Origin of the sequence: Streptomyces sp. AN091965 (assembly GCF_022698285.1) — a bacterium.
Lineage (GTDB): Bacteria > Actinomycetota > Actinomycetes > Streptomycetales > Streptomycetaceae > Streptomyces.
This window is the reverse complement of the sequence record NZ_JALDMY010000001.1, coordinates 1,843,931-1,857,224: the sequence shown is the minus strand read 5'-3', so window position 1 is coordinate 1,857,224 and position 13,294 is coordinate 1,843,931. Positions and strand designations below refer to the sequence as shown.

11 protein-coding genes are annotated in these 13,294 nt (G+C 73.2%); 5 read left to right on the top strand and 6 right to left on the bottom strand.

The genetic code is table 11. The features are described 5' to 3' along the window. Positions 1 to 71 precede the first annotated feature (71 nt). Positions 72 to 512 (top strand): hypothetical protein, encoded by a 441-nt coding sequence (locus tag MQV74_RS07320; protein WP_242715218.1) that lies wholly within the window; start codon positions 72 to 74, stop codon positions 510 to 512. A 39-nt stretch (positions 513 to 551) separates the two neighbouring features. Here MQV74_RS07320 and MQV74_RS07315 read toward each other — a convergent pair whose 3' ends face one another. The 6 genes from MQV74_RS07315 to MQV74_RS07290 all read right to left on the bottom strand — a co-directional run bounded on the left by MQV74_RS07315 (position 552) and on the right by MQV74_RS07290 (position 8,720). After that, positions 552 to 1,640, bottom strand: a complete 1,089-nt coding sequence (locus tag MQV74_RS07315) for an enoyl-CoA hydratase/isomerase family protein (protein WP_242715217.1) — start codon at positions 1,638 to 1,640, stop codon at positions 552 to 554. Further along, on the bottom strand, positions 1,637 to 2,719 hold the full coding sequence (gene meaB, locus MQV74_RS07310; RefSeq protein ID WP_242715216.1) for a methylmalonyl Co-A mutase-associated GTPase MeaB: 1,083 nt from the start codon (positions 2,717 to 2,719) through the stop codon (positions 1,637 to 1,639). The genes MQV74_RS07315 and meaB overlap by 4 nt, the downstream gene beginning before the upstream one ends. A 12-nt stretch (positions 2,720 to 2,731) precedes the next feature. Beyond that, positions 2,732 to 4,987: a methylmalonyl-CoA mutase gene (gene scpA / locus MQV74_RS07305; protein ID WP_242715215.1), complete on the bottom strand. Its 2,256-nt coding sequence runs from the start codon at positions 4,985 to 4,987 to the stop codon at positions 2,732 to 2,734. Beyond that, positions 4,984 to 6,840 carry a methylmalonyl-CoA mutase family protein gene (locus tag MQV74_RS07300; RefSeq protein ID WP_242715214.1) on the bottom strand — a complete coding sequence of 619 codons (1,857 nt, stop codon included), beginning with the start codon at positions 6,838 to 6,840 and terminating at the stop codon, positions 4,984 to 4,986. The genes scpA and MQV74_RS07300 overlap by 4 nt, the downstream gene beginning before the upstream one ends. 106 nt (positions 6,841 to 6,946) lie before the next feature. Next, positions 6,947 to 7,759 (bottom strand): GNAT family N-acetyltransferase, encoded by an 813-nt coding sequence (locus MQV74_RS07295; RefSeq protein ID WP_242715213.1) that lies wholly within the window; start codon positions 7,757 to 7,759, stop codon positions 6,947 to 6,949. Positions 7,760 to 7,910: 151 nt separating this feature from the next. Next, positions 7,911 to 8,720, bottom strand: coding sequence for an SDR family NAD(P)-dependent oxidoreductase (locus MQV74_RS07290; protein WP_242715212.1), 810 nt, complete (start codon positions 8,718 to 8,720; stop codon positions 7,911 to 7,913). A gap of 985 nt (positions 8,721 to 9,705) precedes the next feature. On the opposite strand from MQV74_RS07290, the gene MQV74_RS07285 reads away from it, so the two are divergent. The 4 genes from MQV74_RS07285 to lysA all read left to right on the top strand — a co-directional run bounded on the left by MQV74_RS07285 (position 9,706) and on the right by lysA (position 13,186). After that, positions 9,706 to 10,101 carry a DUF2795 domain-containing protein gene (locus tag MQV74_RS07285; protein WP_242715211.1) on the top strand — a complete coding sequence of 132 codons (396 nt, stop codon included), beginning with the start codon at positions 9,706 to 9,708 and terminating at the stop codon, positions 10,099 to 10,101. Positions 10,102 to 10,283: 182 nt separating this feature from the next. Continuing rightward, entirely contained in the window at positions 10,284 to 10,967 is a 684-nt protein-coding gene (locus tag MQV74_RS07280; RefSeq protein ID WP_242715210.1) for a response regulator, read from the top strand. Between the two features lie 345 nt (positions 10,968 to 11,312). Continuing rightward, positions 11,313 to 11,759 carry an SAV_915 family protein gene (locus tag MQV74_RS07275; RefSeq protein WP_242715209.1) on the top strand — a complete coding sequence of 149 codons (447 nt, stop codon included), beginning with the start codon at positions 11,313 to 11,315 and terminating at the stop codon, positions 11,757 to 11,759. 47 nt (positions 11,760 to 11,806) lie between these two features. Further along, positions 11,807 to 13,186, top strand: coding sequence for a diaminopimelate decarboxylase (lysA, locus tag MQV74_RS07270; protein ID WP_242715208.1), 1,380 nt, complete (start codon positions 11,807 to 11,809; stop codon positions 13,184 to 13,186). The last annotated feature ends 108 nt before the right edge of the window (positions 13,187 to 13,294 follow it).

Sequence of the window (13,294 nt, the reverse complement as noted above, 5' to 3'; positions counted from 1 at the left end):
CGGCCCCGGCAGCCCGCTGCCGGCCCGGCGTTGATGACTGATTGTCAGTGGCGGCCGCTTTACTGGATCGCATGAGCAGCGCAGAGCACCTCGCGACGATCGACCTGCTGCGCGCCCGGGACTTCCCCGAGGCGCCCGGCAGGTCCACGGCCGTCCGTGCCGGACCCGGCTTCCACATCGCGGAGTTACGCACGTACGAGACGGCGGAGGACGACGACGGCACGGCCCGCGACGCCATGGAGGAGCAGTACGAGGCGGAGCGCGACGCCCTCGCCGTGCTCCTGACCGCGCGCTGGGGCGAGCCCCACATCATCAGCCTCGCCAGTGCCTTCGCCCGCGTCGTGGCCGGTTCGGGTGACGTGCCGGAGCCCTGGGCGTCCCTCAGCGAGACCGTGCCCGACGTGCACCTGTGGCAGGTCGAAGGCCACTGGCTGGCCCTGGGGGTGGCCCGCTGGGGCGGCTGGGACGTGCTGCAACTCCTCGCGGTGATCACGAAGGTCGACCCGCCGTGACGACGGCGCCGCCTCCTCCCCCCCCGGGGACCCCGTACGTCAGCCTCGGCCGCCCCCACGGACAGGCCCGTCGGCCACCGGGGCGAACTTCAACTCCCCGTACGGGGACGGCAGGAAGAAGCGGGCCACCTCCGCGTCCCGCACCTCCGCGAGGTGCGCGGGCGACCAGCGGGGCCTGCGGTCCTTGTCCACGACCTGGGCGCGCACGCCCTCCGGGAAGTCCGCCGACGTCAGACACGCGCACGACGTGCGGTACTCCTGCCGCAGCACGTCCTCCAAGGAACCCAGCGCGCGGGCCCGGCGCACGGCGGCGAGCGTCACCTTCAGGGACGTGGGCGAGCGCGAGAGGAGCGTCTCCGCGGCCTCCTTCGCCGCGGGATCGCCCCGGCCCAGCAGCCGGTCGACGATCTCCTCCACGGACCCGGCGGCGTAGCAGGAGTCGATCCACTCCCGGTGCGCGGCCAGTTCGCCTTCGGGCGCGGTCTCGGCGAAGGCGGCCACCACGTCCGCCGCCTCGCCGTCCGCGAGCGCCGCGGTGAGCTCCGCGAGCCGCCCGGAGGGCACGTAGTGGTCGGCGAGCCCGCACAGCAGCGCGTCGGCAGCGCCCACCGCCGTGCCGGTCAGGGCCAGATGCGTGCCCAGCTCATCCGGCGCCCGCGACAGGAGGTACGTCCCGCCGACGTCCGGCACGAAACCGATGATCGTCTCGGGCATGGCGACCCGCGAGCGCTCCGTGACGACCCGCACGCCGCCATGGGCCGAGACCCCGACGCCACCACCCATGACATAGCCGTCCATGAGGGCGACATAGGGCTTCGGGTAGTGCGCGATGCGGGAGTTGAGCACGTACTCGTCGTGCCAGAACGCCGCCGACGCGGCGCCGCCGCCCGCCAGGACGTCCGCGCGCACGGCCCGGATGTCACCGCCCGCGCACAGGCCCCGCTCCCCGGCGCCGGACACCACGACGGTGGCCACCGACTCGTCCCGCTCCCACGCGGTGAGCGCCTCGTCGATCAGACGGACCATGGTGTGGTCCAGGGCGTTCAGCGCGCGGGGCCGGTTCAGGACGACGTGGGCCGCGCGGCCCTCGGTGTGCAGGAGGACCGGGGGCGGTGCGTCATGGCTCACGGGGTGGTTCCGTCCTTCGGTAGTACGTCGTGAGGGGGCGCGTCCCCGGAGGTCCGGCGCGGTCCGGCGCTCACCGGCGCTGCGCCGCCCGCCCCGGTGTCCTGGAACGCCGCCAGGATCCGCTCCGCGGCCGTCGTCGCGGTCACCGTCCCCTCGCGCACACCCCGCTCCAGTTCCGGCGCGAGGCGCCGCACGTCCGGGTCGGCGTACAGACGTCCGAGGAGCTCCTCGCGCACCATCGTCCACGTCCAGTCGACCTGCTGGTCGCGGCGCTTGGCGGCGAGACGGCCCGTGGAGTCCAGGAGCGCGCGGTGCTGCTCCAGGCGCTCCCACAGCGTGTCGAGCCCGCTGCCCTCGCGGGCGCTGCAGCTGAGCACCGGCGGCGTCCACACCGCGTCCTTGCCGTGCATGAGGCGCAGCGCGCCCGCCAGTTCACGGGCCGCCGAGCGCGCGTCCCGCTCGTGCGGGCCGTCGGCCTTGTTGACGGCGATGACGTCCGCGAGCTCCAGGACGCCCTTCTTGATGCCCTGGAGCTGGTCGCCGGTCCGGGCGAGCGTGAGCAGCAGGAACGAGTCGACCATGTTGGCCACGGCCGTCTCCGACTGGCCCACGCCGACGGTCTCCACGAGCACCACGTCGTAGCCCGCGGCCTCCATCACCACGATGGACTCACGGGTCGCCTTCGCCACACCGCCGAGCGTCCCCGCCGTGGGCGAGGGGCGTACGAACGCCATCGGGTCCACCGACAGGCGCTCCATGCGCGTCTTGTCACCCAGGATGGAGCCGCCCGTGCGCGTCGACGACGGGTCCACGGCGAGCACCGCGACCCGGTGCCCGAGGGAGGTGAGCATCGTGCCGAGCGCGTCGATGAACGTCGACTTGCCCACCCCCGGCACACCGCTGATGCCCACGCGCCGCGCCCGCCCCGCGTGCGGAAGCAGCTGCGTCAGCAACCGCTGAGCGAGGACGCGGTGTTCGGGCTTGGTGGACTCCACGAGCGTGATGGCCCGCGCGATGTGCGCGCGCTTGCCGTCGAGGACGCCCTTCACATAACTGTCGAGATCGATCGTCGGTGCCATGGGGTCAGCGGCTCACAGCCCGTTCCCGGGACCGTCGGTGGCCTGTTCGTCCTCAGGACCGTCCGCGGGCAGCTCGTGGCCGAGGCTCACGGCGAGCCGCCGCACCAGGTCGTACGCCGCGTCCGGGATCACCGTGCCGGGCGGGAACACGGCCGCCGCCCCCATCTCCAGGAGCGTCGGCACGTCCTGCGGAGGAATGACACCACCCACGACGATCATGATGTCCTCGCGGCCCTCGGCGGCGAGCTCCTCGCGCAGCGCGGGCACCAGCGTCAGATGCCCGGCCGCCAGCGAGGACACGCCCACGATGTGCACGTCCGCCTCGACGGCCTGCCGTGCCACCTCCCCGGGCGTCTGGAACAGCGGGCCGACGTCGACGTCGAAGCCCAGGTCGGCGAAGGCCGTGGCGATGACTTTCTGGCCGCGGTCATGGCCGTCCTGGCCCATCTTGGCGACCAGGATGCGCGGACGGCGCCCCTCGGCCTCCTCGAAGGACTTCACCAGCGCGCGGGTGCGCGCCACGGACGGCGACGGGCCTGCTTCGGTGCGGTACACACCGGAGATCGTACGGATCTGGCCCGCGTGCCGCCCGTACGCCTTCTCCAGGGCGTCCGAGATCTCACCGACCGTGGCCTTCGCGCGGGCCGCGTCCACGGCGAGCGCCAGGAGGTTCCCCTCAAGACCGGTGCCGGAGCCGCGCTCGGCCGCCGCCGTCAGCTTGGCCAGCGCGTCCTGGCAGACCGCGTCGTCGCGCTCGGCGCGCAGCCGCCGCAGCTTCTCGATCTGCTGCGCGCGCACCGAGGAGTTGTCGACCTTCAGGACCTCGATCTGCTCGTCGCTGTCCACGCGGTACTTGTTCACGCCGATCACCGGCTGGCGGCCCGAGTCGATCCGCGCCTGCGTCCGCGCCGCGGCCTCCTCGACGCGCAGCTTCGGGATGCCCGCGTCGATGGCCTGCGCCATGCCGCCCGCGGCCTCGACCTCCTGGATGTGCTGCCAGGTGCGGCGGGCCAGGTCGTAGGTCAGCCGCTCCACATAGGCGCTGCCGCCCCACGGGTCGATGACCCGGCAGGTCCCGGACTCCTGCTGGATGAGCAGCTGCGTGTTGCGCGCGATGCGGGCCGAGAAGTCCGTGGGCAGCGCCAGCGCCTCGTCCAGGGCGTTGGTGTGCAGCGACTGGGTATGGCCCTGCGTGGCCGCCATGGCCTCCACACACGTACGCGTCACGTTGTTGAACACGTCCTGCGCGGTCAGCGACCAGCCCGAGGTCTGCGAATGCGTGCGCAGCGACAGCGACTTGGGGTTCTGCGGATCGAACTGCTTGACCAGCTTGGCCCACAGCAGGCGCGCCGCCCGCAACTTGGCGACCTCCATGAAGAAGTTCATGCCGATCGCCCAGAAGAACGAGAGCCGCGGCGCGAACGCGTCCACGTCAAGGCCCGCCTCCCGGCCCGCCCGCAGGTACTCCACGCCGTCCGCGAGCGTGTACGCCAGCTCCAGATCGGCCGTCGCCCCGGCCTCCTGGATGTGATAGCCGGAGATCGAGATGGAGTTGTAGCGCGGCATCTTCTGCGAGGTGTACGCGAAGATGTCGGAGATGATCCGCATGGAGGGCTTGGGCGGATAGATGTAGGTGTTGCGGACCATGAACTCCTTGAGGATGTCGTTCTGAATGGTCCCCGCCAGCTTCTCCGGCGGCACGCCCTGCTCCTCGGCGGCGACGATGTACAGCGCGAGCACCGGGAGCACCGCGCCGTTCATCGTCATCGACACCGTCATCCGGTCCAGCGGAATGCCGTCGAACAGCTGACGCATGTCGTAGATCGAGTCGATGGCCACACCCGCCATGCCGACGTCGCCGGTCACCCGCGGGTGATCGCTGTCGTAGCCGCGGTGCGTGGGCAGGTCGAAGGCCACCGAGAGGCCCTTCTGCCCGGCGGCCAGATTGCGGCGGTAGAAGGCGTTGGACTCCTCCGCGGTGGAGAAGCCCGCGTACTGGCGGATCGTCCACGGCTGGTTCACGTACATCGTCGGATACGGCCCGCGCAGATACGGCGCCACACCCGGATACGTGCCCAGGAAGTCCAGGCCCTCCACGTCCGCGCCGGTGTACAGCGGCTTGACCGCGATGCCCTCGGGCGTCTCCCAGAGCAGGTCGTCCGCGTCCTTGCCGGTGACCGCCTCGACGGCGGCGCGCCACTGCCCGGTGGAGCCCTGCGGCGGTGCGCCCGCCCCCAGGCCGATGCCGGAGAAGTCGGGGATCGTCATGGCGCCACTCCCATGAGGTCGAGGGTGGAGGACAGCACGGCCACGGCGTCACAGCCGGCGAAGACGTACGCGTCGACATCGTCGCCGTACTCGCCGGGCCGCCCCGCGAGGAACACGTGCCGGGCGCCCGCCGCCTTCAGCGCGGCGGCGACGGCCGCCGCCTCCTCGGCGTACAGTGCGTCGCTGGAGCACAGGCAGGCGACCGTCGCCCCGCTGGCCCGGAAGGCGTCGGCGGCGGAGTCGGCGGTCACCGACACCGGGTCGTGGACCGGCTCGACACCGCCCGCCTGGAACAGGTTCGCGGCGAACGAGGCCCGCGCCGTGTGCGCGGCCGCCGGGCCGAGCGCGGCCAGGAACACCTTCGGCCGGGCGCCGGTCGCCGCCAGATGGGCGTCCGAGCGGGACCGCAGCGCCTCGTACGCCTCGTCGCGGCGCACCCGCGGCAGACCGCCCGTCGGCCCCACGGGCGCGGGCTCGCGCTCGACCGGCTTCTCGCCGAGGTGCGGGAACTCGCTGACGCCGGTGATCGGCTCGCGCCGCTTGGCGAGCTTGCGGCTGCGCTCGGCCCAGGTCGCCGCGAGGCGCTCGCCGAGCAGGCCCGAGCGCAGGGCCGCCGCCTGGCCGCCCGCCCGCTCGATCTCCTGGAAGAACGCCCAGGCCGCGTCGGCCAGTTCGGCGGTCAGCCGCTCCACGTACCAGGAGCCGCCCGCCGGGTCGATGACCCGGGACAGATGCGACTCCTCAAGGAGGATCGTCGAGGTGTTGCGGGCGATCCGGCGCGCGAACGCGTCCGGCCGGCCCAGGGCGTGGTCGAAGGGCAGGACCGTGACCGCGTCGGCGCCGCCCACTCCGGCGGCCAGGCTGGCCACGGTCGTCCGCAGCATGTTCACCCACGGGTCGCGGCGGGCCATCATCACCGGGGACGTGACCGCGTGCTGCCGCTGGGCGCCCGCGCCCGCGTCGCCGCACGCCTCGGCCACCCGGGCCCACAGCTGCCGCGCCGCCCGCAGCTTGGCGATCGTCAGGAACTGGTCGGCGGTGGCCGCGTAGCGGAACTCCAGCTGTGCGCACGCCTCTTGGAGCGACAGGCCCGCGTCCGTCAGGAGCCGCAGATACGCGACGCCCGTCGCGAGCGAGGCGCCGAGCTCCTGCGCGGCCGAGCCGCCCGCCTCGTGGTACGGCAGCGCGTCCACGACCAGGGTCCGCAGACCGCCGTACTCACGGCCGAGGAGCCGCGCGAGCTCCACGGCGGCGTCCGCGCCCAACTCCTCGCCCGTACGCGCCTCGTACCCGAGCGGGTCGGCGCCGAGCGTGCCGCGCGCCGCGCTCTTGGCGACGCCCGCCGCGTCCACGAGCCCGAGGAAGGCCCGCGCCGCCGGCTCGTACGCCGCACCGGCGTCCAGGGCGACCGGGGCCAGGTCCAGGTACACGCCGTCGAGCGCCCGCTCCAGGCCGGACACGGGCAGCGCGTCCGGGCCGAGGGCCAGCCACAACGAGGTGACGCCGTTTTCCAGGTCGGCGAGGACCGCTTCGTTCGTGCTCCTGGGATCGCTCGTCGCGTGCCGCTGGCGCACGTCCCAGCCGGTGGCGGCGGCGCCCGCGGCGGAGCCGCCCCGCACGAAGGGGGCGAAGCCGGGGTGGCCCACGTCGGCCACGGCGTCACGGGCGGTGTACAGCGGGCGGGTGCTGAGCCCGTCCTCTAGTGCGGTGGACAGCGCTTCCTCAGCCGCCGCCCCCGATACGTCCTTGCCCGACTTGCGCAGTACGCCTTCCACCAGGCGCTGCCACTGCTCATGGGTCGCATCAGGGAAATCGGCGGCCAGCGAAAGCCCGTCGTCAGGCAGGACCGTCATGCGTCGATGCTAGGGCGGAAACGGCACCTGATGCCGAGGCTCGGCTGTGACCTTGGACTCTTCGGATGCTCTTGAACTCGGGCGGCGTGAACGATATTGCTGCACGTCACAGAAGGGGCATCAGGGGTGATGTGGGGTTCGGGAGGGGCTTGCCCAATGCCGCCGATTGAGGTAGCGGGGTGTCGGAGGTTTGAGGCAGAGGGGCGCCGGTGGCGAACCGCGTGTGCTCGCTCGCGAGCCGGAAGCCCGTCGTCCAGGCGAGGAGGCGGCTCGGGCGGTTCTCGCGAGCGCAGGACCAGCTCGCGGTGCGGCCGCGCGCCGCGATGTCCGCCGTGAGCGCGGTCACGCAGGCGTGCGCGAGCCCCCTGCGGCGGTGCTCGGGCGCGGTGGCGACGGCCACGTCCTCGTACGCCGCGCCCGCGAAGTAGGCGCAGGCCACGGAGAGGACCCGGCCGCCGCGGTCGAAGGCGGCGACCGCGCGCCCCGAGGCGGCGAGTCCCTCGGCGCCGCCCCAACTGCCGTGGATCCAGTCGGAGCCGGGCCACCCCACGGCCAGCGCCGCCGCGTCGTCCGCCGTCACCGGGCGGACCCGCACCCCGCGCGGCGGACGCGTCGCGGCGACCGGCTCCCGGTGGACGTACACCATCCGTTCGACGGGCACCAGGCGTTCGAACGCGGCACCGAGCACGGGCAGGAAGCGCAGCGGGGCATCGACGTGCCCGGACGCGAACGGCGCGAGCCCCGCGGCCGTCACCGCGCGCGGGTCGCCGCGCAGCACGACGTGCCCGGCACAGGTCACCGCGAGCGCGCGCGGCGCGTCGGCACGGTCCGCCCACCACTGCCCGGCGCCGTGCGCCAGGACGTGTTCGGGCAGGGCGGCGGTCCCGGGCGCCCCGGCGGCGAACCAACGAAAGGGCACGGGAAGTTGACGCGGCTCGAGCGGGATCACGGAAGCCGACCTCCAGAAATGGCCACGAGCGATCGAGAGGATAGAGGGCACACGGGCCGGGACGCGCCCGGCCGGGCCGCACGGACAGCGGCCGGGCCGGGCCCGGGAACCGGAAGCTCCGTCAGGAGGCGTGGCCGACCAGCACGTCGGCCAGCTTGGTGAGGCGCTTGACCGTGCGGTCCTCCCGGGCGGCCGCGGCCGGTTCCACCCGCTCGGCACGGTCGTAGTACGCGCCGTTGACGATCTCGACAGCCGGATCGCACAGGCGCACCACGTGGGCGGCGCCCTCGGCGGCGGCCGCGCCCTCGTGCGCGTACAGCGCCAGCAGCGCCGTGTCGCACACGCCCGGGTGGATGGACACCGCGGTCACGCGCGGATCGGCGGCGAAGACGGTGAGCGCGAGCTGCGACTGGGCGTAGGCGGCCAGGCGCGAGTAGCGGCGGACGCGGTTCGGGTCGCTCCACTGGATCGACGCCGTGCGGTGCAGCGACGAGGAGACGTTGACGACGCGGCCGCCCGGATCGCTGGTCAGCGCGGGTTCCAGGAGGCTGGTCAGGAGGTAGTGCGCGAGGAAGTTCACCTGGAAGGCGATCTCGTTGCCGTCGGCGGTGACCGTGTGCCGCTCGGGGGCCGCGATGCCCGCGTTGTTCACCAGGACGTCCAGGTGCGGGTGCTCGGCCACGACGTGCCGCGCCAGGTCTTCGACCTCCTCCAGGCGCGTGAAGTCGGCGGCGACGGCGTACGGGCGTGCCGCGTCGGGGCGGGCCGAGGCGCCGAGCGCGTCGACGGCGGCCCGCGCCTCGGCGGCGGTGCGGCCGTGCACCAGCACGGTGACGCCGCGCTCGGCCAGGAGGCGGGCGGTCTCGAACCCGATGCCGGAGGTGGCTCCGGTCACGAGCGCGGTGCGGCCGGACAGTGAGGCAGAAGACATGGCTGTGTTCCTGTGTCGGGGCATGCCGGGGCGGCCCCCCGGCGGGGGCGGGCATGCGGGTGGAGAGCTGTGCGTCCGGGAAAGGGCCGGGCGCGCTCGTCAGGAGCGCCGGGGCCCAGCTGGGCCGGGGCACGGCTGGAAGGCGCCGACGGGTGTCGGCGAGGGTGGTGAGTGTGGCGGGTGTGGCGGGTGCGGTGCGGGTTGAGCGCCCCGTCAGGAGAACGGGCGCGCGACCGGCACCGCCGTATGAGGCGGCCGGTCGTCATGGCGCGCGAAGCTGTTCACGAGCCTCATCCAACCGGCCCCTGAGCTGGCCTTCAAGCCGCCCGTACGGTCCTTGACGGGGCCCTGATACGCGCCGCGCCACCCCTGGGCACGGCCTGCCCCGCAGACGTCAAGACCACGTCAAGAGGCTCTGACGACGCATCAGGAGAGCGTCAACAAGAACAGGAACCTCCGGAACCGGCCCAAGACTGATCACTGCGGGGGGACGGACGAACGGACCCCGGTGCGGGCTCGGAGGCCGTGTGACGACGACCATCGCCGACAGCGCACCCCTCCGGATACGGGGGTAACGGGGGTCGGGGCGGGTGTGCCCCGCACCGGGCATCCCTCGTCCGTCCAAGCGGACGTCCCGGGTCACGGCCACGAGGGGGCCGGGGCCCGGGACGTTTTCGTGTGCCTCTTCTCTCCCGGCCTCCGTGGGCCGCTCGCCTCTCGCCGCTCGCGGTCGCTGCTCGTTGCGGCCGCTCAGTGCGGCTGCGCGCTGTGGCTTCTGAAGCTGTGACTTCTCGCTGTGGCCTGTCGCTGTGGCTTCTGAAAACGGATGGGGCGCATCGGTTTGACGAGGCGCCGCGCGGATACGCGACCCGCCAGATCGGCCACCGACCCGATGCGCGGCGAAGCGAACCACGACGCGTACCGAAGCGCATCAACACGAGCCGATGCGACGCATGACGAGCCGACCGTCGACAGGGGAGCGAGGATGAGCGACCGAGGCCAGAACAAGACGGGCCCCTTGCGGGACGACGAGCTGAAGAGGGAACTGCGCGGACAACTCCTGAGCGGCCACGAAACCCGAGCGCGCGAGGAGCGGGCCCTGGAGCCCTCAGGCGAGGACCAGCCCGCCGTCGACCCGATGCCCGTACCGCCACGGCCGGGCTCGACACCACCCGGAGTGACCCCGCGGGAAGTGGAACTGCGCGGCGAACTGGCCCGCCACCTCAGCCGCCGCGCCTACCCCCTCCACCGCGACGAACTGGTACGGACCCTGCGCGACCACCACGCGCCGGACCGCCTCGTCGACCTCGCGGCACGACTCCCCGGCGACCGGCCCTATGCCAGCGCCCAGGACATCGCCCGAGGGCTCGCCGACGGCTGAGGGCATGTAAGAGACGCGTCAACGCCGTGGGGCCCACCGTATGAGAGACATCAAGAGCCACGGCGAACGCGCTGGTGGGCGCTTTCCTGAACGGGACCGCACTAATTCCTGCGGGCCCGTTCCGCTGCGGCCGCGTACGGTCGCGGGCAGGGTCCGCCCGCACTGTCAGGAGGCGGCACACGATGACCCGGGTGCTGGTGGTCGAGGACGACCCACAGCTCGTACGGGCTCTGGAGATCAACCTCAAGGCGCGTACGTACGAGGTGGACGCGGCGGTCGACGGGGGCATGGCCCAGCGTCTGGCGTCGGCGCGGCCTCCGGACGTGGTCCTCCTTGATCTCGGACTGCCCGACATGGACGGCATCGATCTGATCGGCTGGCTGCGCGGATTCAGCCGCGCCCCGATCCTCGTCGTATCCGCCCGCCAGGCCTCCGACGAGAAGGTCGCGGCGCTCGACGCGGGCGCCGACGACTACATACCCAAACCGTTCAGCATGGACGAACTCCTCGCCCGGCTGCGGGCCGCGGCCCGCAGGGCCCGGCCCCCCGACCACGAACAGACCCCGGCCCTCGTCGAAACGCCGGGCTTCACCCTCGACCTGCTGGCCAAGAAGGCCTTACGCGACGGCCGCGCCGTGCGCCTCACCCCGACCGAATGGCACTTCCTCGAAGTCCTGATCCGCCACCGCGGCCGCCTCGTCAGCCAACAGCAACTGCTCGGCGAAGTATGGGGACCCTCGCACAGCACACGCACCAACTACCTGCGCGTGTACATGGCCCAACTACGCCGCAAACTGGAACCGGACCCGGCCCACCCACGGCATCTGATCACCGCGCCGGGGATGGGCTACCGGTTCGAAGAATGACAGCTTCGAGGAACGACGGCGCGGGACGGGGCCGGGACCGGGGCGGGGGCCGGGACCGGGGCCGGGGCAGGGCAGGGCTGGGATGGGCTGGGCTGGGCGTCACGCACGCCCGCACCCATTCACCCGTTCCGGGCCCGCCGATCGGGGGGCGCGTCAGCAGAGTGTCAGCGTGCACCCCTTTACCGTCAACGGGACGTCATGGACAGTCGGTTGACACCCCGTGCCGGGCATAACGTCACCATGTGCCCGCTGCCCGGCACCGGGCCCCCAGCGCCCGCCCCGACCGAGGCCGCGGCGCCCGACCGACCCACGAGAGCCTCACCCGAGGCTGCTCAAGGAGGAACCATGACCCAGCCACTGGTGTGCGGCGAAGACCCCGAGCCTGCCGAACGGGGCCCGGCCGGACCCCTATTCGTCCCCGTCCGGCCGGGACCCGCGGGCTGTATCGCCCGCCTGTTCCGCACACCCGTCGGCGGCCGCACCGCCGTCGCCTTCACCTCCGAGCAGCGGCTGGCCGCCACCCTCGGCGCCCGCCAGCCCTGGATCCGCCTCTCCGAACCCGCGCTGCGCGCCCTTGCCGAACCCCTGGGCGTCACCGGCGTCACCGTCGACCCGCGGCTCACCTCCGACACACCGGTCACCCCCGTGCCGCCGGTCACCGTGCCCTCCGTCGCCGCCTCTTCGGCCCACCGCCCCGCACGCCGACGCGAGTGGGACCCGCAGGCCGCGGGCGCGCTGCGCGTCACCGGGGCCGCCGCCCTGGTCGGCGCGCTGACCGCCTGGATCGGCTGAGACGGCCCGGTGACGATGTGAAGACGAGGCGAAACGAGGACCCCGCCATGACCCTTGCCGACCTGCCCGCGGCCCGCGACCACGCCGCGCTCCCCACTCCCGCCGCGCCCCCCGCGCCCCTGGACACCGACGACGACCTGACGGTCTGGCCGCACTCCACGACCCGCCTCCCGCACGGCGACCTGTCCGTCGGCGGCGTGGCACTCACCGACATAGCCGACCGCTTCGGCACCCCCGCCTACCTCCTGGACGAAGCCGACGTACGCGACCGCTGCCGCACCTATCTGCACGCCTTCCCTCACGCCGACGTCCTGTACGCGGCCAAGGCCTTCCTGTGCCGCGCCATGGCGCACTGGGTGGCGGAGGAGGGGCTCGGCCTCGACGTGTGCTCCGCCGGCGAACTCGAACTCGCCGTCACCACCGGCTTCCCCGCCCACCGCATCGTCCTGCACGGCAACGCCAAGAGCCCGCAGGACCTGCACGCCGCCCTGCGGCTCGGCGTCGGCCGCATCGTCATCGACAGCGCCTCGGAGATCGCCCGACTCGCCTCGGCCGTACCCCACGGCAGCCGCCAGAAAGTCCTCGTCCGCGTCGTACCGGGCATCGCCGCAGGCGGCCACAGCAAGATCCGCACCGGCACCGAGGACCAGAAGTTCGGCCTGTCCATCACCGACGGCTCCGCCCAGCACGCCATCGCCCGCATCCTCGACCAGCCCGGACTCGAACTCGTCGGCCTGCACTGCCACTTGGGCTCCCAGATCACCACGGACAAGCCCTACCTGTGCGCCGTGCGCCGCCTCGTCGGCCTGATGGCCCGCATCAAGGACCACCACGGCATCACCCTGCCCGAACTCGACCTCGGCGGCGGCCACGGCATCGCCTACCGCCCCGGCGAGGACGCACTCGACATCACCACACTGGCCCGCAAGGTACGCACCGAACTCACCGAGAGCTGCGCGGCGGCCGGCCTCCCCGTGCCCCGCCTGATCGTCGAACCCGGCCGCGCCATCGCAGGACCCGCAGGCGTCGCCCTCTACCGCGTCCTGTCCGTGAAGCGCACCAGCGAACGCACCTTCGTCGCCGTCGACGGCGGCATGAGCGACAACCCGCGCCCCGCCCTGTACGGAGTGCGCTACCTGCCCCGCCTCATCGGACGCCGCTCCACCGCCGCACCCGCCACCGTCACCGTCGTCGGCCGGCACTGCGAAGCCGGGGACGTCCTCGCCACCGACATCCAACTGCCCGGCGACACCCACCCCGGCGACCTGCTCGCCGTACCCGTCGCCGGCGCCTACCACCTCTCCATGGCCTCCGGCTACAACCTCGTCGGCCGCCCCCCGGTCGTCGCCGTCGCAGACGGCCACGCCCGCCTCCTCGTACGCCGCGAGTCCCTGGAGGACATCCGCAGCCGAGACGTCGGCCTCTAGCCGCACCGAAGGCGGGCCGCCCCCTCCTCACGCCCCCTCAGGGGCGGCCCGCCAGCGGGGTCTCCAACTCCGGCCCCGGACAACTCCCGCACCCGCCGTGCCCACCGC

Excerpts from the sequence above, each read along its gene's own strand:
- MQV74_RS07275 (WP_242715209.1), top strand. The coding sequence starts at position 11,313 with ATGACCCAGCCACTGGTGTGCGGCGAAGACCCCGAGCCTGCCGAACGG.
- scpA (WP_242715215.1), bottom strand. The coding sequence starts at position 4,987 with ATGACGATCCCCGACTTCTCCGGCATCGGCCTGGGGGCGGGCGCACCG.
- MQV74_RS07285 (WP_242715211.1), top strand. The coding sequence starts at position 9,706 with ATGAGCGACCGAGGCCAGAACAAGACGGGCCCCTTGCGGGACGACGAG.
- MQV74_RS07320 (WP_242715218.1), top strand. The coding sequence starts at position 72 with ATGAGCAGCGCAGAGCACCTCGCGACGATCGACCTGCTGCGCGCCCGG.
- MQV74_RS07280 (WP_242715210.1), top strand. The coding sequence starts at position 10,284 with ATGACCCGGGTGCTGGTGGTCGAGGACGACCCACAGCTCGTACGGGCT.
- lysA (WP_242715208.1), top strand. The coding sequence starts at position 11,807 with ATGACCCTTGCCGACCTGCCCGCGGCCCGCGACCACGCCGCGCTCCCC.
- MQV74_RS07290 (WP_242715212.1), bottom strand. The coding sequence starts at position 8,720 with ATGTCTTCTGCCTCACTGTCCGGCCGCACCGCGCTCGTGACCGGAGCC.
- meaB (WP_242715216.1), bottom strand. The coding sequence starts at position 2,719 with ATGGCACCGACGATCGATCTCGACAGTTATGTGAAGGGCGTCCTCGAC.
- MQV74_RS07300 (WP_242715214.1), bottom strand. The coding sequence starts at position 6,840 with ATGACGGTCCTGCCTGACGACGGGCTTTCGCTGGCCGCCGATTTCCCT.